At 52.0% G+C, this 23,525-nt stretch carries 17 protein-coding genes; 5 read left to right on the top strand and 12 right to left on the bottom strand.

Annotated features, from left to right (window positions below):
- Nucleotides 1-348 precede the first annotated feature (348 nt).
- Nucleotides 349-678 carry a helix-turn-helix transcriptional regulator gene (locus tag SBI19_RS22390; RefSeq protein WP_317971745.1) on the top strand — a complete coding sequence of 110 codons (330 nt, stop codon included), beginning with the start codon at nucleotides 349-351 and terminating at the stop codon, nucleotides 676-678.
- A 27-nt stretch (nucleotides 679-705) separates the two neighbouring features.
- On the opposite strand, the gene SBI19_RS22385 is transcribed toward SBI19_RS22390, so the two are convergent.
- Together SBI19_RS22385 and SBI19_RS22380 are read right to left on the bottom strand one after the other, a co-directional pair.
- Nucleotides 706-1,359: a phosphatase PAP2 family protein gene (locus tag SBI19_RS22385; protein WP_317971744.1), complete on the bottom strand. Its 654-nt coding sequence runs from the start codon at nucleotides 1,357-1,359 to the stop codon at nucleotides 706-708.
- An 18-nt stretch (nucleotides 1,360-1,377) separates the two neighbouring features.
- A complete protein-coding gene (locus SBI19_RS22380) occupies nucleotides 1,378-3,591 on the bottom strand; it encodes an ATP-binding protein (RefSeq protein ID WP_317971743.1) in 2,214 nt (737 codons plus the stop codon).
- A 47-nt stretch (nucleotides 3,592-3,638) separates the two neighbouring features.
- On the opposite strand from SBI19_RS22380, the gene SBI19_RS22375 reads away from it, so the two are divergent.
- From SBI19_RS22375 to SBI19_RS22365, 3 genes are read left to right on the top strand one after another with little or no spacing between them, the layout of a single operon-like run.
- Nucleotides 3,639-4,370, top strand: coding sequence for a response regulator transcription factor (locus SBI19_RS22375; RefSeq protein WP_317971742.1), 732 nt, complete (start codon nucleotides 3,639-3,641; stop codon nucleotides 4,368-4,370).
- The gene (locus SBI19_RS22370; RefSeq protein WP_317971779.1) at nucleotides 4,357-5,226 is read left to right on the top strand and encodes a class I SAM-dependent methyltransferase; all 870 of its coding nucleotides are present in this window, start codon (nucleotides 4,357-4,359) and stop codon (nucleotides 5,224-5,226) included. The genes SBI19_RS22375 and SBI19_RS22370 overlap by 14 nt, the downstream gene beginning before the upstream one ends.
- Nucleotides 5,226-5,987 carry an RluA family pseudouridine synthase gene (locus SBI19_RS22365; RefSeq protein WP_317971741.1) on the top strand — a complete coding sequence of 254 codons (762 nt, stop codon included), beginning with the start codon at nucleotides 5,226-5,228 and terminating at the stop codon, nucleotides 5,985-5,987. Before SBI19_RS22370 ends, SBI19_RS22365 begins: the two co-directional genes overlap by 1 nt.
- Before the next feature lie 116 nt (nucleotides 5,988-6,103).
- Here SBI19_RS22365 and SBI19_RS22360 read toward each other — a convergent pair whose 3' ends face one another.
- Nucleotides 6,104-6,538 carry a MarR family winged helix-turn-helix transcriptional regulator gene (locus tag SBI19_RS22360; protein WP_317971778.1) on the bottom strand — a complete coding sequence of 145 codons (435 nt, stop codon included), beginning with the start codon at nucleotides 6,536-6,538 and terminating at the stop codon, nucleotides 6,104-6,106.
- Between the two features lie 234 nt (nucleotides 6,539-6,772).
- Between SBI19_RS22360 and SBI19_RS22355 the strand changes: the two genes are divergently transcribed.
- Complete coding sequence (locus SBI19_RS22355) at nucleotides 6,773-6,940, top strand: hypothetical protein (RefSeq protein ID WP_317971740.1); 168 nt, start codon at nucleotides 6,773-6,775, stop codon at nucleotides 6,938-6,940.
- A gap of 10 nt (nucleotides 6,941-6,950) precedes the next feature.
- Here the strand turns inward: SBI19_RS22355 and gyrA are convergent, their stop codons facing one another.
- The 9 genes from gyrA to SBI19_RS22310 all read right to left on the bottom strand — a co-directional run.
- Entirely contained in the window at nucleotides 6,951-9,401 is a 2,451-nt protein-coding gene (gene gyrA, locus SBI19_RS22350; protein ID WP_317971739.1) for a DNA gyrase subunit A, read from the bottom strand.
- 12 nt (nucleotides 9,402-9,413) lie between these two features.
- Nucleotides 9,414-11,387 (bottom strand): DNA topoisomerase IV subunit B, encoded by a 1,974-nt coding sequence (gene parE, locus SBI19_RS22345; RefSeq protein ID WP_317971738.1) that lies wholly within the window; start codon nucleotides 11,385-11,387, stop codon nucleotides 9,414-9,416.
- A gap of 399 nt (nucleotides 11,388-11,786) precedes the next feature.
- Nucleotides 11,787-12,773, bottom strand: coding sequence for an ABC transporter permease (locus SBI19_RS22340; RefSeq protein ID WP_317971737.1), 987 nt, complete (start codon nucleotides 12,771-12,773; stop codon nucleotides 11,787-11,789).
- Nucleotides 12,766-13,785 carry an ABC transporter ATP-binding protein gene (locus SBI19_RS22335; RefSeq protein ID WP_317971736.1) on the bottom strand — a complete coding sequence of 340 codons (1,020 nt, stop codon included), beginning with the start codon at nucleotides 13,783-13,785 and terminating at the stop codon, nucleotides 12,766-12,768. The genes SBI19_RS22340 and SBI19_RS22335 overlap by 8 nt, the downstream gene beginning before the upstream one ends.
- A 42-nt stretch (nucleotides 13,786-13,827) precedes the next feature.
- On the bottom strand, nucleotides 13,828-14,754 hold the full coding sequence (locus SBI19_RS22330; RefSeq protein ID WP_317971735.1) for a GDSL-type esterase/lipase family protein: 927 nt from the start codon (nucleotides 14,752-14,754) through the stop codon (nucleotides 13,828-13,830).
- A 292-nt stretch (nucleotides 14,755-15,046) separates the two neighbouring features.
- Nucleotides 15,047-16,237: a formate-dependent phosphoribosylglycinamide formyltransferase gene (purT, locus tag SBI19_RS22325; protein ID WP_317971734.1), complete on the bottom strand. Its 1,191-nt coding sequence runs from the start codon at nucleotides 16,235-16,237 to the stop codon at nucleotides 15,047-15,049.
- 193 nt (nucleotides 16,238-16,430) lie between these two features.
- On the bottom strand, nucleotides 16,431-18,296 hold the full coding sequence (locus SBI19_RS22320) for an ABC transporter ATP-binding protein (protein WP_483312326.1): 1,866 nt from the start codon (nucleotides 18,294-18,296) through the stop codon (nucleotides 16,431-16,433).
- Complete coding sequence (locus tag SBI19_RS22315; RefSeq protein WP_317971733.1) at nucleotides 18,293-20,128, bottom strand: ABC transporter ATP-binding protein; 1,836 nt, start codon at nucleotides 20,126-20,128, stop codon at nucleotides 18,293-18,295. Before SBI19_RS22315 ends, SBI19_RS22320 begins: the two co-directional genes overlap by 4 nt.
- 1,536 nt (nucleotides 20,129-21,664) lie before the next feature.
- Nucleotides 21,665-23,525 (bottom strand): dynamin family protein (locus tag SBI19_RS22310; protein WP_317971732.1); only part of this gene is annotated, 1,861 nt, incomplete at its 5' end.

Below are 23,525 nucleotides of genomic sequence, written 5' to 3'. Positions count from 1 at the left end.
GTATCTTGACTTGTATGTACATGTTGCGAGCAAATCCTATCCATATCGCGCAAAGGTTTATTCATATAACCAAGGTGCTAGATGAATTGGGCTTCTCCGCTTTAACAACTTGTACGAACAAGTTCCACTTCCTCATTGTAACGTTCCTGTATAACGTTTTCAAGCGTTAATTTGTATTCCCACGCAGCAAAAATAATATGTACGTTTGCGACAGGTTGCAACATTAATCCTTGACAATGATACAGTTTGTATCATAAATTAAGAGGTAGGGATGTAGTAGTAAACGACTACTTCTGGTTTTATGCAGTCGTAAGTCCAAACTTGCAGTATACCGTAAGGAGCAATGACATGACCATGACGATGGGAGATCGATTGAGGGAGCTGAGGCTTCGAAAAAACTTATCACAAGAGGAGGTGGCGCGCCAAATCGGGATAACCCGCTCGGCATACAGCCATTATGAAATCAACAACAGACAGCCGGTCTATGATACGTTAATCAAGCTGTCCTCCTATTTCGATGTTTCGCTGGATTACATTATCGGCGGTGAAACGGACAAAACATTGTCCGGCATCAACTCCGATACCGTTGAGATTTTTCGACTGCTGAGCAATATGGATCAAGACAAACGCAAACAGTCGATTCACAAAATGATTGATGTCATCCGGCAGTCGGAATGATTGCCGAATGATGCCAACGTTATTCATTTAGACGCTATGACTCCGATTCACTCTAGGATTCCGATGCAATGTATGATGTATCAGATGAAGCGCGGGAAGCATAACCAATGCACCTGCTGCATACCCTGCCGCAATGTCGCTCAAGTAATGCACGCCGAAAAATAGCCGGCTGAAGCCAACACAAGCAATGCCTATTATACCGACGGTCGATGCGATCCACTTGGCAGCCCGGCCGGCTAAGGCGTACAGCACGAAAGATGCCGTAATCGTTCCGTACACAGCCATTGCGAGCATTGCATTGCCACTCGGAAAGCTTGAACCATCCACCTCTATCCCCCACGCACCTGCAGGTCTAGGACGGTCTACCCAGCCCTTGAGCAGCTGATTGATGACATAGGCGACGATTCCAGACGCTGGAATATATAAGGCAGCCCAAGTACGGCGGTGAAGACCGAACCAGATGCTGTATAGCAGTGCTGCTGCCACGATAACCGTGGACGAGCCTAGATTCGTTACTGCTTCCCACAGCTGCTCTCCCTGCTGCCCCATCGATTGAATCGCCTCTGCGGCCTGCCGATCAACGGCAAGAGGTCCTGCGTCTGGCAGCGCCAGCACAATCCCTCCGAATAGCAGTGCGCTAACGGCAAACGCCCCTCCAGCAATCCATGCTTGTCTTTCCATATTACCCTCTCCTCTTCTTTAACGATGTAGTGCCAATGGCAGTCGGATGAGGAAAGACGCTCCTTCATCCACCGTATTGCGCGCCTCGATCCATCCACCGTGCTGGTGAATAATCTCTTTCACGATAGACAGCCCCAGCCCGCTTCCGCCTTCCGATGAATTGCGAGACTTGTCCTTCTTATAGAAACGGTCGAAGATATAAGGCAAATCTTCAGGGTCGATGCCGCAGCCTGTATCCGTTACTTCAATGACTACGGTGCCTCGCTCCTCTACTGCCTCTATCGTAATTCGGCGTTCCTTCTCGCTGTCTACGTCTGGCAAATAACGCAGCGCATTGTAGATCAGATTTGACATGACCTGCTCCATGCGGGCGATGTCGATCCGAATTTCTGGCATTCCTAAGCCTAACGATGCTCCGGCTGCGTACATTTCATTGCCTGCAAGCGTCGTTCCGTTGTATATCGTGCGGAGTGCGCCACCTGCCCGCTGTACATCGGTCTCGAATGAGAACTGTACCGATTCCAGCCAGCCGATCACGCTCACATTCTCGTAGTGGAACCGGACTTGTCCCGCCTCCAGCTTGGACAATTCGAACAGATCATCGATCAGACTGTTGAGACGCGACAGCTTGCCGAGCATCATGTTAAGATGACGCTGCTGCTGGTCTTTATCCTCAATCAGACCATCCCGCATAGCCTCCAGATAACCTTGCACTAGCGTCATCGGAGTTCGCAAATCATGCGATATGTTCGACAGCAGATGCCGCCTTGATTTCTCCAGCTTCTCCAATTCGATATTCGACAGCTCCAGAGACTCGTTCGACTGCTTCAGCTCATTCGTGCGAAGCTCTACTCGCTGCTCTAGATTCGCATTCAACTCGCGCAGTTCGTCTGATACGAGCTCGACTTGCTGCATGGCGTGCGTGAATCGATTCGAGAGAATGATGGATTGAACCAATATGAAGAACGTAATACCGAACGGCACAAGCTGTACAGATACATGTTGTTCGCTGTAGAACAGAATGTCATTAATGACAGTGAAGATAAAGAACGTAATGCCTGCCAGTACGAGCGCTGCTCCTTCCCGCTTGCGAATAAGAGCACGAATGACGACATACAGACAGGTTGCACATACAGTGACGATATAGAGCTGATAGGCCGCTAATACGCGCGTGTACGTGAGCACAGGCAGTACAGCCGTCGCAACAGACAACGTGTACCCAATCGTATTGAAGATCCAATACGTGCGTTTGGAGCCTTCATGCGGGAACATGCGGTGTATGTACGTATATCCCGTTACACCGCACAGAGCGAATGCGATGTACTCAATCCGCATCCCCAGCTCCCACGAGCCCCCTGGGAACCGCTGGAACAGCATCGTTTCACCCGTAACGCCCATCCGGAGCGCCACGCACAAGCAGAGCAAACCGAAGGACAGCGTGAACCGTTCCCTTTTGCGAAACGCATAAAGACCCATATGATAGGTGCCGATAATAAACAGACTGCCGATAATGAGCATCTGCTCTGCAACCGCAAGCACCTCTTGCCGTGCGATCTCCTGCGTCGTGCCAAGCCAGAAGCTTGTCCATATGCCGCCTTTGCGATGCTTGTAGTTGGATACCTGTATGACGAGCTCAGCCGAACCGTTGTTAGCGGCAAAAGAAACGACCCGCGGATACTGCTCCGCCTTGTTGTTCTCCGCAAGCTCATCCACTTGACCCGCCTCTGCAATCAATTCTCCATTAATCCACAGCTTATAAGCGGTCATAATGTTCGGCACCCGAATCGCCAATGTACCTGGCTGCTCAGGCACTCGAATGTGGAGCCGATACGTCGCATACCCGAGACCATCAATGACAGAAGGCTCTAGTTCATAGTTGTTCCAAGAGGAAGGTACACTAACGAAACTTTCCCCTAAAGAACTATCGCTCCAATCGGCATTAGGACCTAGCAGCTGGCCGCCATAGAATGCCCATGTCCCATCCATCTTGACACTGCCATCCTGCTTGAAGTCCCACCCGCTTAGATCAAGTTCTCCCTTTACTGCCTTAGGGTGACCGGAACTGTCTCCCATGCTGAATGAGTTGAACAGCCCTACATTCAGAATGACTGCGATAATTAACATGATGACGAAAATCCAAACTCTTTTGCGGATAGCCGTACCCTCCCCGGATCGTTGGCGCACAATGTCAGGCGTATGCCCGCGAATACTGCCGTGTTGTCGTTGCTTCATTTGCGCCGCTTCGATTATAATAATCGAGAAAGCAAGGAGGATGGAAGATGAATGTGAGCAAAATTTTGGTCGTAGATGACGAACCCGAAATCATTGAGCTCATTACGCTCTATCTCCAGCGCGAAGGGTACAGCGTGTACGCTGCTGATAATGGGCCGGATGCACTACGTATGATCCCGCAAGTTCAGCCGGATCTCATTCTGCTGGATGTGTTGCTCAAGCAGCTGAACGGACTGGATGTATGTCAACAAATCCGCCAAATTATCGATGTACCGATTTTGTTCGTCAGCGCGAAGAGTGATGATCAGGATGTCATTAACGGCTTGGCTGCAGGCGGCGACGATTATATTACGAAGCCTTTCAGTCCAGGACAGCTTGTCGCTAGAATCAAGGCCCATCTGCGTCGTCAGACGCTCAATATGCAGCATCATGGCGAGCATGATCGAAACCTGCTGATTTTCGATGGACTTGTAATCGATCTGACCGCTCGAACGGTTCGCGTACATAATCAGAACGTTGCTTTATCTGTCAAAGAGTTTGAACTGCTTTCGTTGCTTGCCAAGCAGCCTAACCGCGCCTTTCATCTAGCAACGCTCTATGAAGCTGTATGGGGTGTTGAGAGCATTGGCGATACAAGAACGCTGATGGTTCACATGAGCAATCTGCGTAAGAAGATTGAGCCTGATCCAACGAATCCGCGTTGGATCGTCACAATGCGCGGCGTCGGCTATAAATTCAATACCGAGGAAGGAAATGACTTACAGAATGTATATCGCTAGCAATTGGAAAGATTACGAAGTTATTGATACGGGCGAAGGGGATAAGCTCGAACGGTGGGGCAACTATACGCTTCGCCGCCCCGATCCGCAGATCATCTGGCCTATCACCAATGAAACCGGACTATGGAAGACTGCAGATGGCCATTACCATCGCAGCAATTCAGGCGGCGGACAATGGGAATTCCGCACGAAGCTTCCGGAGCGCTGGACGATCTCGTATGGTCCTCTCTCCTTCCATATTCGCCCGACTAACTTCAAGCATACAGGCTTGTTCCCCGAGCAAGCGGTGAACTGGGATTGGATTATGGAACGAATTCGGAACGCGAACCGTCCAATTCGTGTCTTGAATCTGTTCGGCTACACTGGCGGCGCTACAGTTGCGGCTGCAGCAGCTGGAGCCGAGGTGTGTCACGTTGACGCTGCGAAAGGCATGGTTCAATGGTGCAAAGAGAATGCCGAGCTGTCCGGGCTGCAAAACGCGCCTATCCGCTACATTACGGATGACGTCTTCAAGTTCGTTCAACGCGAACAGCGCCGTGAACGTCAATATGACGCCATCATTATGGACCCTCCTTCCTATGGACGCGGTACGAATGGTGAAACGTGGAAGCTGGAAGAAAACCTGTATCCATTCGTGGAGCTGTGCATGACGATTCTATCGGACAAGCCGTTGTTTGTTCTGATCAACTCATACACAACCGGTATCTCCCCATCGGTTCTGCATAACATTCTGACAATGACAGTCGGCCGCAAGTTCGGCGGTCAAATTCATTGCGGCGAGATCGGTCTGCCCATTACGAAATCCGGATTGAACCTGCCTTGCGGCATTCTGGGACGTTGGGAGTCGGGCGAATAATGGCCGGCTCGTCCGCTGAGCCTAACGGATCTCAGCGCCCTCCGATTCCTGTCCTGTTCGAGGATAATCATGTGCTGGTCGTCGTCAAGCCGCCAGGAACGCCGTCGCAGGAAGACGAATCTGGCGATCCGGATATGCTGACGCTGCTTAAGGAGGATCTGAAGATCCGCCACAACAAGCCAGGCAACGTGTTCCTCGGACTGGTCCATCGACTTGACCGTCCCGTCGGAGGCGCAATGCTGTTCGCCAAGACGTCCAAAGCGGCTTCTCGCTTGTCTGATACGGTTCGTACACGTGAGTTCGGCAAGAGGTACATCGCAGTCGTTCACGGCTCGCCTAAGCAAGCGCAAGCTACGCTGCGGCATTGGATGCGCAAGGACAGCAAACGGAACGTTTCGGACGTGTTCGATCGTCCGACAGCAGATGCGAAGGAAGCGGTGCTGGATTATGCGGTTATCGCATCATCCGGCGGCTTCTCTCTCGTGTCCGTGAAGCTGCACACTGGACGATCGCATCAGATTCGTGCGCAGATGTCAGCCATCGGCTGTCCGCTGTATGGCGACGCCAAGTATGGCGCGGCCTCCGGACAGCGATCAGCCTCGCATGGCACTGTAGCGCTCTGGTCAAGCTCCGTCTCCTTCCCGCATCCAGTCTCGAAGGAATGGCTGACCTTCCGCTCTCTCCCTTCACAGCAAGCTGTGGAGTGGTCTCGGTGGGAGGCGGCTGATCTGGAACGAGCTGCGCATCGATTCGACGCGTAATCTAGTAAACACAACAAAGCACCCTCTATTTGGATTCCCTTCTGGCAGCCATGCTGCATGACGGAAATCGGTAGAGGGTGCTTCTTAATGAAATAAGACGTAATCGCAGCCTGCTGCTACGATGAGCGGCTGATCGGCTCTGCAGTGCCATTCGTTACTTTGCCCAGCAAATAGACCAGCAGCTGCTGGTTGTGCGTCGAGATGCGATCAAGAGACGACTGAATATAAGTCGAACGAATCTCGATCCCGCGGTTCGCTTCTTCTACACCTTTATCCGTCATCGTCACCCATACAATACGTCGGTCCGACTCGTCACGATTACGGACGATCAATTCGCCGCGTTCCATCCGGTCCAGCAACGTCGTTATCGCTGCAGGCGTTGTCTCTAGATATTGCAGCAAATCCGATGGCTTCATCGGCTGATAGCGCTGCAGCAGTTCAAGCACATTCAATTGCCCTTCGGTCAAGCTAGGTGCCAGTGCTTCTTCCAAATGTGACTTCCACTCTTTCGTCAACTTCATCCACAATCGAGCAAAATCTTCTGAAATCATCATCTAAACCCCGCTTCCTGTCCGTATTCCTGCTTTCCTCATTATACCATTTGAAAATGTCGATTAAAAGGTTAATCAACTTAATAATTTGCGTCATTAATCGACGTCAGCCGTGAACATATTGACAGCGTTAGACATACAATGTGGCGAGGATTCGCGAATAGCGGCTTGCTTGCGGGTTATTGGTGTCGTTGCCCATATAGCTTGTACAAGCACGAAGGAGGTTGATTTGCAATGGATGACCGGAAAGCGGAGGTGTTAAGGAAGGTCCGCGCGTACGGCATATTGAACGACCCACAATGGCTGAATAAGCCGGACGAACCGGTGCCATTGTGGGTCCTTTTGGAAGCGCTCGTACAAATGATGGAGCGGCTTGAGCCGCCCCACACGCCTTACGACTAACTACTAGCTGCTAGATCGTAACGCTGCGCGTATAAATTTCTACAATCGAGTCATTCTTCTCTGGCGAGACGAGCGGTTTACCAACCGATCTGCGCTCATCGATCGGCGTTTTGTCGGTCGACAGCGTCCATGAAGCACCGCTCGCCGCCATAACTACAAGTGCTCTCTCTTGACGGCAGTAAACCGCGCCTACGAGACCATTGCCATTCGGTCTAACTCGCTTGCCTTCTTTGAACTCGAATGTTGCAATCCCTTTGCCGCCGCGGCCTTGAATCGGATATTCTGCCAACAGCGAACGTTTGCCATAACCAAGATCAGAGAGGACAAGCACTTCGCCTTCATCATCGGCAACGAGCGAGCATCCAACAAGCTCATCGTCATCCTTCAGCTGCATGCCTCGAACGCCCGCTGCGACGCGGCCCATAGGGTTAACTTCGCTCTCGGCGAAACGAATAGCCATACCTTGTCGGCTGACAAGCAGAAGCTCGCTTGTTCCAGTGCTCTCCAGCACAGCGATAATCTCGTCGCCGTCCGCCACTTTGGCTGCTGCAATTGCCGTAGATCGGTTCGACTTGTATTCCTTGAGCTCCGTCCGTTTCACCTGACCGCGTCTCGTAACGAACAGAAGCGAAGCGTTAGCGGCGATCTGCTCGAAGTCGCGTACGGTCACGATGCCAACGATCGCATCGTCCTTAGGAAGCGGCACGATATTAACGACTGCGGTGCCGTTATCTTTCCATTTGAACTCTGGAACCTGGTGGACAGGCAGTACGAAGTATTGCCCTTTCTTCGTGAACAGCAGCAGCGTATCGATCGTATTCACGCTGAGAAGATGACGAATGACATCGCCTTCCTTCACGCCTGCGCTGTCCAGTTCACCGCCTGAACGCGTATACGACAGCATCGTTGTCCGTTTAATATATCCGTCGCGGCTTAGCGTCAGCAGGACGTCTTCGGATTGAACCATAACCTCAAGGTTGACCTTCAGCTCTTCAACCTCGCCGCGAATGTCGGATCGACGGTCGATGCCGAATTTGGTTCGAATCTCGAGCATTTCCTCGCGAATAACGCTGAGCAGCTTCTTCTCGCTCTCCAGAATGCTGCGCAGGTAAGCGATACGCTTCTGCGTTTCACCCAATTCCTTCTCAAGCTGCGTAATCTCCAGGTTCGTCAGACGATACAGTTGGAGGGTCAGAATCGCATCTGCTTGGCGCTCTGAGAAGAGGAACTTGGCTACGAGATTGTTCTGCGCGTCTTGGCGGTTCTTGGACGCCTTGATCGTCGCGATGATCTCGTCCAGCAGATTGAGCGCCTTCACGAGTCCTTCGAGTACGTGAGCGCGGTCTTCTGCTTTCTCCAGTTCGAACTTCGTCCGATTCGTCACAACTTCCTTCTGGTGATCGATGTAAGCAGCCAGCATCTCTTTAAGACCAAGCTGTTTTGGCGCCTTATTCACGATTGCGACCATGTTGAAGTTATACGTGACTTGAAGATCGGTCTTCTTGAACAGATACGCAAGAATTCCTTGTGCGTCAGCATCTTTCTTCAGCTCGATGACGATGCGAAGGCCATTGCGTCCGCTTTCGTCCCGCACCTCAGCAATGCCTTCTACCTTCTTCTCGAGACGAATGTTCTCCATTGCCGTAACGAGACGGGCCTTCACGACTTGGTAAGGAATTTCGGTAATGACGATCTGCTGCTTACCGCCGCGAAGGTCTTCAATCTCGGCCTTCGAGCGTACGTAGATACGCCCTTTGCCCGTTGTATACGCTTCACGGATACCTTCGGCGCCCATGATTGTACCGCCTGTCGGGAAATCCGGTCCGCGGACGATCGACATCAACTCGTCGATCGACATCGATGGATTGCCCATCAGCGCGAAGCAGGCATCGATTACTTCCCGCAGGTTGTGCGGAGGAATTTCGGTCGCGAAGCCTGCCGAGATACCGGTGACACCGTTCACGAGCAAGTTCGGATAACGCGACGGCAGAACGATCGGTTCCTTCGTCGTGTTGTCGAAGTTGTCCTTGAACGGCACCGTACGTTTATCTATGTCACGAAGCAGCTCCATCGCGATCTGCGACAGTCTTGCTTCGGTATAACGCATTGCTGCAGCAGGGTCATCGTCCTGCGAACCCCAGTTGCCGTGGCCGTCGATGAGCGGATGGCCCATCTTCCACGGCTGTGCCATTCTAACCATACCTTCATAAATCGATGAGTCCCCGTGCGGATGATAGTTACCCATGACGTCGCCGACCGTCTTCGCAGACTTGCGATATGGTTTGTCCGGCGTATTACCTGCGTCGTACATCGCGTACAGAATACGGCGCTGTACGGGCTTCAAGCCATCGCGAACGTCAGGAATGGCACGATCTTGAATAATGTATTTGGAATATCGGCCGAACCGATCGCCGACGACTTCTTCGAGAAACGCTGGCAGAAACTGTTCCAGCATACCCATTATGCTCTCCTCCTACTCCTCGAATTCGGTAAAATCGACGTTGTCGATAATCCACCGTTTTCGCGGATCGACCTTATCGCCCATAAGCGTGGACACACGCCGTTCCGCCTTCGCAGCGTCTTCGATTTGAACCTGCAGCAGCGTACGGGTTTCCGGGTCCATCGTCGTCTCCCACAGCTGTTCCGGGTTCATCTCGCCAAGACCTTTATAACGCTGAAGCTCGTAGTTCTTGCCGAATTCTTTCAGATAGTTCTGGAGCTGCTCGTCCGTCCATGCATAGCGCACCGTCTCCAGCTTCCCGGACTTGCGGGTCAGCTTATACAGCGGCGGCTGTGCGATAAACACCTTGCCTGCGTCAATTAGAGGCTTCATGTACCGGTAGAAGAATGTCAGCAGCAGCACTTGAATATGTGCGCCGTCCGTATCGGCATCGGTCATTATGATGATTTTGTTGTAGTTGCATTCTTCGTCGTCGAATTCTGAACCTACACCGGCGCCGATAGCCGAAATAATCGCTTTGTACTCGTCATTCTTCAGAATGTCGAGCAGCTTCGCTTTCTCCGGGTTCATCGGCTTGCCCTTCAGCGGCAGAATCGCCTGATACTTCGAGTCGCGCCCCTGCTTCGCAGAACCGCCTGCCGAGTCTCCTTCGACGATAAACAGCTCGTTGCGAGAAGTGTCCTTCGACTGCGCAGGCGTCAGCTTGCCGCCCAAGTTCGAGCTTTCGCTCTTCTTCTTGCCGGAGCGAATTTCTTCGCGTGCCTTGCGCGCCGCTTCGCGCGCTCTTGACGCTTGAATTGCCTTTTTCATTAGCATTTGTGCGGTCTGCGGGTTTTCCTCGAGGAAAACGGCCATTTTGTCCGCGACAACAGCATCTACGGCACTGCGTGCCGATGCACTGCCGAGTTGATCCTTCGTCTGACCGACGAACTCGACCTCGGACATTTTAATATTAATGACAGACATCATGCCTTCGCGCAGATCGTTGCCCTCAAGGTTCTTATCCTTCTCTTTGAGCAGCCCGTTCTTACGTGCATAATCGTTCATAATTCGCGTATACGCGGTCTTGAAGCCGGTTTCATGCGTACCGCCGCCGCGTGTCGGAATCGAGTTAACGAAGGAAGCGATCGTCTCCGTGTAACCATCGTTATACTGGAGCGCTACTTCAACTTCGATCTCGTCCTTCTCCGCAGCAAAATGAACGGCTTCGTGCAGTACGGTCTTGTCCTCATTCAAGAATTGGACAAACTGCTTCGCTCCGCCCTCATAATGGAATACGACTTCGTTGCCATTCCGCTCATCCTTGAGTGTTACCTTCAAGCCGGAGTTCAGAAACGCGATTTCCTGCAGCCGTTCAGACAGCGTATCGAAGTTTATCGTTGTTCCATTCTGGAATACGCGTCCATCTGGTTTGAACGTTACTTTCGTGCCCGTACGGTTCGTATTGCCCACAACCGTCAAGCCGGTCGATGGCTCGCCGACATGCTCTTTGCCGTCTCCGTCGACCCAATATTCGAACCGCTGCTTGTGTACTTTGCCATCACGATAGATCTCGACCTCCAGCCACTCGGACAGCGCATTCGTTACAGAAGCGCCTACACCGTGCAAACCGCCAGACTTCTTGTATCCTCCACCGCCAAACTTACCCCCAGCGTGAAGCATCGTGAAAACGACCTGTGGCGTCGGAATACCGCTCTTGTGCATCCCGGTCGGAATACCCCTGCCGTTATCCTTAACGGAAACGGCATTGTCTTTATGTATGGTGACGTCAATCGCAGAGCAGAACTTTGCCAAATGCTCATCGACCGCGTTATCCACGATTTCCCACACAAGATGATGCAAACCGGAGTTGCTCGTGCTGCCGATGTACATACCAGGCCGTTTGCGTACGGCAGTCAACCCTTCGAGAATTTGAATATCGTCCGCGTCGTAATTCCGTTCGGCGGATTCTGCATGTTTCGCGAACAGATCCAATTGCTCGGCCATACGCGCCCTCCTAAAAGTTTTTGCTGATGCTTCATGTTCCGATACCCAGTCGGAACATTACAAAGCAAAAACTTGCTTCGTAAGCATCAACTGAGTTTTTGCGTCTGCTCTGCTTATTCCGTTATGTAAACGGAATATGATGCAGCAAAAACTGCATCGTAAGCATGCGCTTGGTTGTTGCTGTGCTTGCGTTTCGATTAGGATCGATGATGAGTACCGAAACATCGCGAGACCTAAACTTACTTCGTAAGCATAAAGTCTTTACAACGTAAGTGTTCTTCACTCAAGCACAGCTTCATGCGCTGATCGATTTTACCGAAATATTCATGCATGAGATCAGCATTCGTATTGCCCTCGTACATTCATCCAATTTAAAAAAGTTGTCGTCAGACGTTTATTTTAATTCAACATATCCTGTTTCGTAAAGACACTGAACGAAACGATAATCGCTGCCACCGCCCAAACCGCTAATACACAAACCGAAAATAACAAGTTCATGCCTTCAATCGGCGGCGGTGAACCTGCCAAATAATTCGTTAAATCGAGGTTGACGGAGAAAATATATTTGGCCGAATGCCACGACGAAGCCATGTTCGTCAGGATGGAGCCCGCGATAATAGCAGCCATCATCGTAACGATGCTCGCCGCCGTGCTCCGTACGAGCACGGACACCATCAGCGCGAGACATGCAATCGTCATCGCCGACAGCCAAGACAAGCCGGTCACCATGAACATATAGTACCATTGCGGCACCGCATGTACAGCGGAACTATCCACTTCCGAGCCGTGAATCACGAAACCGGTGAACACAGGCAGCGTCCATCCCCCGTAACCGAAGAAAATCCCTGAAATGAGGTAGGACAGCAAGATAGTGGCTAGAAGCGTCAACGATACATACAGCGTGAGCGCAATCAGCTTGCTGAGCAATATTTTCCACCTTCGGACCGGTCTTGTAAGCAGCATCTTGATCGTCCCTGTCGAACGTTCCCCTGAAACAAGGTCGGAAGCGACAGAAAGCACAAGCAGCGGAATGAACATCGTAATCGACGCCTCGACGAAACCTCTACTGAATGTAACGGCATTCGGGGAGTCAGGATTAACATTATGGTCCAAATAATATTGCAATTGCTGGACGGCAATTCGCCGATATCGTTTCCAGTCCTCTGGGATTCGCTCGCTGGATAGCTGATTCTGGTAGTCGGTTATTTTCTGCTGAAGCTGCAGCCGCCAGTCATCGAATTTATCCCGGTTGTTCGTCGCAATCTTCATCTGTGCGTAGGTAAAGACCGGAATGAGGACGAGAAGCACGAGAATGACGACGAAAAACCGCTTCTTCTTCCACACCTTCATCGTTTCGTTGCGAACCAGCGGCAGCAGATTACTCAACGACATCGCCCTCCGTCATCGTAATGAACAGCTCTTCCAACGTTGGCGCTACCTTCTGCACCGCCGTAATGCCTATTCCTGCCCTCGTCATACGCTCCACAGTTCCTGCAATCTGCTCCGGCGGCATCGACGTCACGACAGCTCCAGGCAGCAAAGCCAGAATCGACTCGTCGATATGCTGCTCCTGCTCAGGAACGATTGCAACATCATGCATTTCGCTAAGCAGTCGAACGCCCGCTTCGCGTTGATCAAACTGCCAGATCACATAAGCACCGCGTTGTGACAAAAGCTCTTCTACGGCGCCGACGGCTAACAGCTCGCCTTTGCTTATAATCGCAACGCGATCGCACATCAGCTGGATTTCACTAAGCAAATGGCTCGAAATAAACAAGCTCATCCCCTGCTCCGCCAACGTGCGTATAAACTCGCGCAGCTCCTTGATGCCTTTGGGATCAAGGCCGTTCGTTGGCTCATCCAGGATCAACAGTTTCGGCCGTCCGAGCAGCGCCTGCGCAATCCCGAGCCGCTGCCGCATGCCGAGCGAGTATGTCTTGACCTTGTCATGAATCCGATTGTCCATTCCGACGATTTCGACGACCTCTGCGATACGAGCCGCATCAATCCCTTGCTGCATGCGGGCAAAATGTTCAAGGTTCTCCCAGCCGGTCAAATAGCTGTACATCTCGGGATTTTCCACGATACAGCCGACATGCCGGAGCGCATCCTCTGGCTCCCGCTGCACATTATTGCCGCATATGTATATCTCCCCGCTTGTCGGGCGGATGAGATCAACCAGCATCCGAATCGTCGTCGTCTTACCGGATCCGTTCGGTCCGAGAAAGCCGAATATTTCGCCTGCTTTAATATCAAAGCTGATGCCGCGAATGATCGAACGTCCTTTGATTTTCTTGGTTACAGCTTGTACGGACAAGACGATTTCAGACGTTCCAGCACTGCCATTTGAAGAGGTTTCCGCCTTTGCTTCCACTGGTTCTTTCGCTGCGAATGCCATGAGCAAGCTCCTTTCTTGACTCATCTCAATGTTGGCCGTCAACTAATCAATCGCCTGAACGATACGCTGAGCAATTGCCGCATAGCCGTCGTGATTCGGGTGAAAATGATCGGACGAAATATATCGCGAAATATTTTCTTCGAAAAGGTCAGATGTAGGGACAAGCAGCATATTCGGATAATGGTGAATGACATCATAAGCACGGCGGTTCCAATCCTGCACCTGCAGGCTTCCATCGCGAAGCTCCGCCACGTCGTAGAATGGATTATATAAACCAACATAAACGATTCGCGCATCCGGATTGATGCTGTTCAAGAGCTCCAGCGTCTGACGGAGCAGCCCCGCTCCTTGATCCATATTCACCTTCACTTCGTCGAGCGATATCTGCTCTTCTGCACTGCTTCCTTGCTGTAAGGTGTTGTCCACTTTGTCGTCCGTGTCTAGGTCTAGGTCTATGTCAGTGTCTGCATCTGAGTCCGTGTCTGTGTTTGTATCCGGATCTGCGCCATCTTGTTCATCTGCCGCATTCCCGCCTCGCGCGAATCGGAACAGATCGTTTCCGCCGATCGTAAGGAGAACGATATCGGCCTCTGATATCGCAAGCCGATACCCTTTGTCCGACTTCAGCTTATCGACCAGTTGATCAGCACGAAGACCGTTAATGGCCAAATTGTTTAACAGCTTTACCGGCTTGTCGTATTTGCCCTCCATCAGCTTGATCGTCTGCTTCACATACCCTTCGCCGGTCGAATCCCCTGTTCCCTTCGTCAGCGAATCTCCTAATGCTGTAACGTGAACGACGTCATCCTTCACATAGTCAAGTTCCGGCGGTTCAATGTCGGTCAAGCTTAGGGCTTGTCTAGGGTTCAAAATATCGTTCATCGCAAAACCGAAACCGCATATAAACACAATCGTCGCAAGTAAAGAGGTCATACCGATCAATCGCCACAAGCCGTTGCCTCGTTTCATATGAGACATGCTCCCTCCTCATTAACGGTCGGATTATCCTCTAAGATAAATCGAACGGAAATTTTTTGCAAATTGTCCATAACAGAAAAAGGCTTGTCACTGTGCAAAAAAGCGATTTGTCCGTATCAATTGTTACGGATATGATGATTTACACTGTGAATATTGCACCAATTACAGCTCTGTGCTCCATACAAACAACTGTCGTGACAATCGTTAACAAGACCCCGCCGCTTATGAAAAAGGCCCCCGTTCCAATGATGGTGGAAACGGAGGTCCTTGCTTGAACGACTTATTAAGCTTCGCCGTATTCAATACGAAGCGATTGTGCCGCTTGCTGCGCGATCTCGCGCGCCTGCTCCACATCGCTCGCGCTGCTGAGCGCTACCGCCATCCGGCGGCCCTTCTTCGTCTCTGGCTTACCGAACAAGCGCACCTGCGTATTCGGCAAAGACAGCGCTTCTTCCAGCCCGCTGATCGCGAACGATTCGCTGTCGCGGTCTGCCTTCAGCGTATGCGTCGCACCTGGCGTCAGCAGTCGAATCGTCGGAATCGGAAGCCCCAGAATGGCACGCGCATGCAGCGCAAATTCAGATAAATCCTGTGTGATCATCGTTACCATGCCCGTATCATGAGGACGCGGCGATACTTCGCTGAACAACACCCCATCCTTCGTCAGGAACAACTCAACGCCATAGATGCCATATCCGCCGAGCGAATCCGTTACTTGCTGCGCGATATGCTCCGCTTCACGAATTTGCTCCTGCGTCATCGCATGAGGCTGCCACGACTCAATATAGTCGCCATCCTTCTGGACATGTCCAATCGGCGCGCAGAACGTCGTTCCTGATATCGAACGTACCGTAAGCAGCGTAATTTCCGAATCAAAATGAATAAAGCCCTCTACAATGACGCGCTGCTTCTTCGCACGTCCGCCCTCCATCGCATAATTCCAGCAGCTCTCGATCTCGACTTCAGAGCGGCATACGCTTTGACCTTTGCCAGACGAGCTCATAATCGGCTTGATGACGCACGGTGTTCCAAGCTCTTCAACGGCAGCGCGAAGCTCGTCCAACGTATCGGCGAAACGGTACGGCGCGGTTGGCAGCTTGAGCGTCTCCGCGGCAAGACGACGAATGCCTTCACGGTCCATCGTCAGACGAGCAGCGCGAGCCGTAGGCACGACGGTGCGTCCTTCGCGTTCCAGCTCGATCAATGTTTCCGTCGCGATCGCTTCAATCTCAGGAACGATCAGATCGGGCTGCTCTTGTTCGATTACTCGGCGCAGCGCCTCGCCGTCCAGCATATCGATCACGTGCGAACGATGCGCAACCTGCATCGCCGGCGCGTTCGCATAACGATCTACTGCGATCGTCTCGATTCCAAGACGCTGCGCTTCGATAATGACTTCCTTGCCGAGCTCGCCCGAGCCGAGCAATACGATCCGCTTAGCATGCGGGGATAGCGGTGAACGATAGTTTGACATGATGGCCTCCTGAAAGTTATTGCTTAATTTCTTTGAATTTTCATCTTACAAGCATAAGATTAATTCGCAAACATACCTCTGTTAGCATGCATAAGGCGGCAGACCGCTGCGCATGAAGCGCTGTTGGCCTGCCGCCATTGCTTTTTCTTTCCATTGTGGACAATGCTGCTTAGAAAATCAAGTTAAATCGATTCTACGCCGACAAGAAACGATACTGCGCCTCGATTAATCCATGATACGTACCGCGATGCGCCATCAGCTCATCATGCGAGCCCTGCTCCACGATCGAGCCGTGGTCGAGTACGATGATCTTATCGGAATGGCGAATCGTCGACAGCCGGTGCGCAACGATGAACGAAGTACGCCCCTTCAGCAACGTTTGAAGCGCCTTCTGGATACGAAGCTCCGTCTCTGTATCAATGCTCGCTGTCGCTTCATCCAGGATGAGAACGCGCGGGTTAGCCAGCAGCGCTCTTGCGAACGACAGCAGCTGACGCTGCCCCATAGACAACACGTTGCCGCGCTCCTGTACCTCGGTGTCGTAGCCGTCCTTCAGACTCATAATAAATTCATGAGCATGCACGGCTTTCGCTGCTTCAACGATTTCTTCATCCGTCGCATTAAGCTTGCCGAAACGGATATTATCGCGTATCGTACCGGAGAAAATGAACGTGTCCTGCAGCACGATTCCGATCTGCGAACGCAGGCTCTCCAGCGATACGTCACGAATGTCCGTACCGTCGATCAGCACGCGGCCTTCGGTCGGATCATAGAAACGGCAGAGCAGGTTCATAATCGTGCTTTTGCCCGAGCCCGTATGTCCAACAAGCGCGATCGATTGCCCCGCCTTCGCTTCGATCGTTACACCCTTCAGCGCTGGGCGCCCCGCTTCATATTCGAACACGAGGTTGTCGAACAGCACGTGACCGTCAACCTCCGCAAGCTTGCGAGCTTCCGGCATCTCGCCAACGACAGGACGTTCATCCAGATACTCGAAAATCCGTTCCGACGACGCCATCGCGATCAGCAGCTGAGAATACATTTGGCCCAAACGGTTAATGGGCTCCCAGAAGTTGCCGATGTAGTTCGCGAAGCCGACGAGCATACCGACAGTCAGCGCATCGTTCTGAATGAGATACGAGCCGTACCAGAACAGAATGAGCGAGCCGACCGCACTCGTAAGTTCAATGATCGGGCCGAATGATTGGTTCATCGCCGACGCTTTGTTCCACGACCTAATATTCGATGAGTTCATCGACTCGAAGAATTGAATGTTCTCCTTCTCCTGCACATAAGCCTGCGTCACTTTGATGCCTTGAATCGATTCGTTCAAATGCGAGTTGATGCGGGACTGCTTGATTCGTACGTCCTGCCATGCGAAACGAATCCGTTTGCGCAAGGCGCTCGAGACGAGGAACATAAGCGGCACCGTCAGCATGACGGCAAGACCCAGCTTGAAGTTCCACGCGAGCAGAATAATGACGATACCGACGAGCTGCACGCAATCCATCAGCAGGTTAACGACGCCGTTCGTGAACAAATCCTGCAGCGCATTGACGTCATTCGTTACGCGGACGAGCACCGAGCCCGCAGGTCGTTTATCGAAGAAACGGAATGAAAGCGTCTGAATGTGCGAGAAAAGATGACTGCGTAAATCATGAATGACTTTCTGTCCAACGATGTTCGTGTGCTTGATCCGATACATGTTGGAACCCCATTGGATAAAGTATAGGGCAAGCATAATAGCTGCGAACATGATCAGCTTCGGTATGCTCGCTTCTCCATCCTTCGGATCAATCGCCTCGTCGATCGACATGATGACGATCGTAGGAATGGCGAGCCGGGTCAGCGTACCCAGAACCATCCCGACGAGAATAACAGGCAGCAGCTGCTTGCGATAAGGCTTCAGATAATGAAACAGCCGGCCGAGCTGCCGCCAATTGAACGGTTTCTCGATCAATTCATCATCTTGGTAGATAAAACGTTCCTTACGAGGCGCGTCCTGCTTCTTGATGCGCTTGGCAAGTTGTTCTGCAGACTCATTCTGTTGATGGCTCAATGGTACAGCCTCCCTTCGGTTTGCACTTGCTTCCGATCGGGTTGCCCGATCTCCGGCTCGCCAGGAATCCACGCATCAGCTGCAACCGCCGAGTCATTGTCCGGGCGATCTGCATACTGAATACGGTATACGTCGCGATAAGTGCCCTTGACCGCAAGGAGCTGTTCATGGGTGCCTCGTTGAACGATTTTGCCTTGGTCCAATACAATAATTTCATCTGCATGGCGCAAAGACGAAATCCGGTGTGCGATAACGAACGTCGTGCGGCCCGCCATCAGTTCGCGGAAGCCCGCTTGAATCTCATGTTCCGTCTCCATATCCACAGCGCTTGTCGCATCATCAAGAATGAGAATGCGAGGATTGCGAATGAGGGCTCGAGCGATCGATATCCGCTGCTTCTGGCCGCCGGACAACCCCATGCCGCGTTCACCAACAACGGTATCGTAGCCCAGCGGCAGTTCCATAATGAAATCATGCGCCTTCGCCAGCTTCGCCGCCTTCACGATCTGCTCCATCGTCGCATCCTTCATCCCGTAAGCGATGTTATTGCGGATCGAAGCCGAGAACAGGAATGTTTCTTGAAAAACAGGAGCGATCGCACCGCGCAGAGAAGCGATATCGAGCTCTCTTACATCAATGCCGTCAATCGTCACTTTACCCTGTTTCACATCGTAAGCCCGCATCAGCAGTTGAATAACCGTCGACTTGCCGGAGCCAGTGCCGCCGAGCAGGCCAATTACTTTGCCCGGTGCTGCATCCAGCGAGAAATTGGTGAGCGCCAACGGTCCGTCGCCATAGCCGAACGATACATTGTCGTACCGCACATGGCCTTTCATTACATCGCTAGTCAGTACGACAGGATGCTCGGTATTGCGCACATGTACATACTCATTCAGAAGCTCCAGCATCCGTTCGCCGGACGCTTTCGATTGCGTGTAGTTGTTAATGTGGAAGCCAATGCCCCACATCGGGCCGATGATGTACCACGTTAAGCTGAAGAAGGCAACGAATTCACCGATCGACAGCTTGTCATGAATGACGAAAATACCGCCGGTAACGAGAAGAATGACAGCGCTCATATTCGCGAGAAGCTCCATCAACGGGAAGAAGCGTCCCCAAACGCGCGATACGCCGATTTGGTTTTCTTGGTAGTCATTGCTTTTCTCTGCGAATTTGTTCACTTCGTGCGCTTCGCGAGCGAAAGATTTGACTGTACGCACGCCTGTGATATTCTCTTGCACTGCGGTCGTCAGACGGCTCATCGCAAGCCGCATTTCGCGGAAGGCCGGGTGAATATTTTTCTCCAGACGGATTGCCGTGAAAGACAACAGCGGAATGGTCACGAGCGTCAGCAAGGTTAACTGCCAGTTGATCGAGAGCATCATTATGCCGCCGAATATAACCATCAGGATCATGTTAAGGATTTGGGCGAAACCGAAGCCGATAAAGTTGCGAAGCGCTTCCAAATCAGCCGTTAAACGCGACATCAAATCGCCTGTCTTCGCATTATCATAGTAACGGAAGCTTAAGTATTGCAGTTTGTCGTAACAGGCATTGCGCAGTCGATAAGCAACCCGGTTGCCGAGTCGACCGCCGAAGAAACCGTGAAAGAACTGGAGCGTGCTTTTCAGCGCTATCACACCTACAAGCGACAGCGATAATGCGGGTACGAGCTCGAATTTGTTCTTCATAATGACATCGTCAATTAGAATTCGGAGCATGTTCGGATAGACGAGTCCGAGCGCCGTTGCTGCCATCAAACATAAAATCGAAGATAATAAAAACTTCTTCTCGACCCAGTAGAACTCTTTCAACTGCTTAAAGACTTCCACGCGTTCCCCTCTCTCTCTGTACCAGCCTATTGAATTGGAAATACGAATGAATCGTAACAGCAACCTTTCGATTGTTCAAACAGAGTATGTGCACCTATATCCTCTTATGTCCTCCTTCGGTTCGCTGAGCTGAACTTATAGGGGGGTATTCTTCCAAATCGTCATGAATCCGCTCCAAATGATCACAATTCCTTCGTTTTTGCACAGAATAAACTTTTTATTTGCATAATTTGCCATAGCATAATATCAGAATGTGTATGACATAATGGGGCCCGGCCCCCTTAACCGCGGTGAGGTTGATTGTTTTTAAGGGACTGCGTCCCTTGGACCCTGAAACGAGGGAATCAGGGACTGCGTCCCTTAAACCCTCATACTTTTAAAAACGGGACTTCGTCCCTAAAACCCTGAAACATTTCAATCAGGGACTGCGTCCCTAAAACCCTCTAAACCATATTTTCTACCCACCCAAACCCTCCCTGCTAGGGAGGGCCCCAAAGGTCGTGTGACCTCTGGACTCCTCACAAGGACTCTTTCTTGGATAAGTTGAACGTATGCCCGCACTTGCCGCTTCCAGCGGCAAAGCTTTTGTACGAATGGATCTAGGTACGGTCTACCGTCTGCATACTTCGTTCGTTATTGGCACCTGTCACCGCCCAATGGAGAGACAATCGATTAGCTCACCATTTCTACCGACTAAATCCCCCCTACTGTGGAGAACCCAAAGGCTTAGAGATACGCTCCCGATGTGGTTTCCTTGCGGAAACCTTTAACTCTGGCCTCCTCACAAGGAAGCATTCTTGATTAAGTTGAATCGTATGCCGCACTTGCCGCTTCCAGCGGCAAAGCTTCTGTACGCGTGGATCTAGATACGGTCTATCGTCTGCAACCATTGTTCTTTTTTTTTGCACTTGTCACCGCCCATTGAAGATACATTCGATTAGCTGCACCATTTTCTACTGACCTATCCCCCATCAGAACGGCCCACTGGTTGGAAGCCTTCACACTTTTTCTTGGTTAACTTTAATTGTATGCCCGCACTTTCTGCTTCCAGCGGCAAAACTTTTGTATGCGTGGATCTAGATACAGTCCATCGTCGGCAACCCTTGTTCGTTTTTTGGCACTTGTCACCGCCCATTGAAGATAAATGAGATTTGCTGCACCATTTTCTACTGACCTATCTTCCAGTTGAGAGGCCCCTCGGGTTAGTTGTCTTCATACTCTGGTATGAGGAATGTATGATTAGCCTGGACTCGGATAAGATGATGGGTGCTGTGGGACTAGTGCCTGATGTAAAGAATCCAAGTGACGCTATAATCCTCGAATTAGCCCTGTTTGAATTGTAATGAACTCCAGTAACGCTATTGGGTGAAATTACAGCACTCGAACGTGAAAAGTCGTGATATAAGGACGTCTGAGTTTCTTAAAAACCTGGTGTGTGGTTTGCCTCTTAAATAACGTCTACTTGGTTCGTTAGAGCGGCTCAAACAAAAAAAGTACCGCATCCCATCCTTGGGATACGGTACTTTATGGTCATGATTATGTTTGCAACAGAGATTGGAGCGACTTGTGAAGCTCTGTCAGCTCGTCAAGGTTGCTGCCGTCCTGGAGGGACGCGAGCAGGCCTTCGGCATAGGCACGGGATTCTTCGCCCAGCTTGCTGCTGTTATCTGCTGCGGATTCACGCAGACGTTCCTCGTAGATGGCGTTCCACTTCGCTGCAGCCTTCTCGGACCAGCTGCGCAGTGGATCGGCGAGCATCGCTTCGATGTCTGCGCGCATTGCGGCTTTGCCTTCGCCTTCGAAGAACTGACGCGGCGACTTGAAGCGGCTCCAGAACCATTTGGCTTCGACGGGACCTGCTTCCCAACTGCTGCCGACATTGTCTGCTGTCCACTCCGTGCGGACAAAGGACGAAGCTTCAAAACCAGCGAGCAATTCAGTAAGATCAGCCGCCGCTCGTTCGTAGCGCTCTTTCATAAGCGCGTTCAGCGCGTTGTCCATACGAAGTGTCGTAGCTTCAAGCTCTTGCGCCAGCTCGACTGCGAGTTGACGATCCAGCTCCAGCCATGACGTCCAGATCGCTTTCTTCAGATCACGACCGTCATCACGAAGCGTCGATGGATTGAAGGCATTGTTGTAGAACTCGCCGAAACGAAGTCCGATCCGCTGCAGCACATAGAACAACAGCTCTTCAAGCTCGCGCTTCATCCGGTCAAATTGGAGATCAGCTAGCTCACTGACAGACTTCGCAGCAGCTGCTGCACGTTCAGTCTGTACCAGCAGCTGTTCACGCTGCTGGGCACGTTCTGCGGCGCTGCCGCGTGCGGAATCGATCCAGCCAGCTACCTGCGTACCTGTACGTGCAATATCGCGATCAGCAGACTCAACCGCCATGCGGCCAAGGTCGTCGCGAATGAACGTCGTGAACGACTGCTCGAAAGCAGCAACACCCGATTGCTGAAGCGCCGCTTCATCGCCGTCCTGCTTCGCGTCAAGCGCCTGCAGACTCGATACCGGATATAGACGAGGGAATCGAATGCCATGCTGCAGCAGGTTGTCGGAGACGTGTTTGAGCACGGCTTCCAGTTCTTCCTGTGAAGAGGCGAGATCCGCCGCGTTGACGAGGAAGAACATTTTATCCAGCTCGAATTGATCCTTCACACGGCCAAGCTGCATCAGGAACTGACGGTCAGCCTGCGAGAAAGCATGGTTATAGTAAGTGACGAACAGGACAGCATCCGCGTTCTTGATGTAGTTGAAGGCTACGCCTGTATGCCGCGCATTGACGGAATCCGCCCCCGGCGTATCAACGAGTACAATGCCTGCGTCGGTCAGCGGGCAGCTGTAGTGAAGCTCGATCTCGGCAACGAAGCAGGAACGGGATTCTTCCGCGACGAATCGGCGATATTCGCTTTCGTCAACGGACAGCACATGGCTAAGGCTCCCCGAATGGCTGCTCCACCCTTGCTCTGCCGCTTTCAAGAAGCTGTAGTGCGGGCGGCCGCCTGCTTGCACGGCATCAGGCCGCAGTGCCGCAATACGGCGCATCAAGCCCTGCTCGTCGGTCGGAAGATCGGTCTCGCCAAGAAGCGCGAGCGAGTAGCGAAGGTCGTCGAGCATGCCTTCCTTCGATTTCATGACGACGCGCGCGCTGCCATGCGGCTGCGAATCGGTCGGCGGCACGATCCGGTTGATCGCTGCCGTCGTCGGATTCGGCGACACAGGCAGTGCCGACGCGCCGATGAGCGCGTTCGCGAGCGATGATTTGCCGGCGCTGAACGCTCCGAACAGCGCAATCGTGAACCGGCTGCTCTGCAGCCGGTCAGCCTTCTCGCGCATCGCGCGAGCAGCGGCGCCGAGCGTCGCGTACGGCGCCATCAGCGCAGCAGCGCTGCGC

Origin of the sequence: Paenibacillus sp. CCS19, assembly GCF_033239625.1 — a bacterium.
In the GTDB taxonomy this organism is placed as follows: domain Bacteria; phylum Bacillota; class Bacilli; order Paenibacillales; family Paenibacillaceae; genus Paenibacillus_T.
Note: the sequence above shows the minus strand (reverse complement) of the source record. Positions and strands in the feature narration are given on the sequence as shown.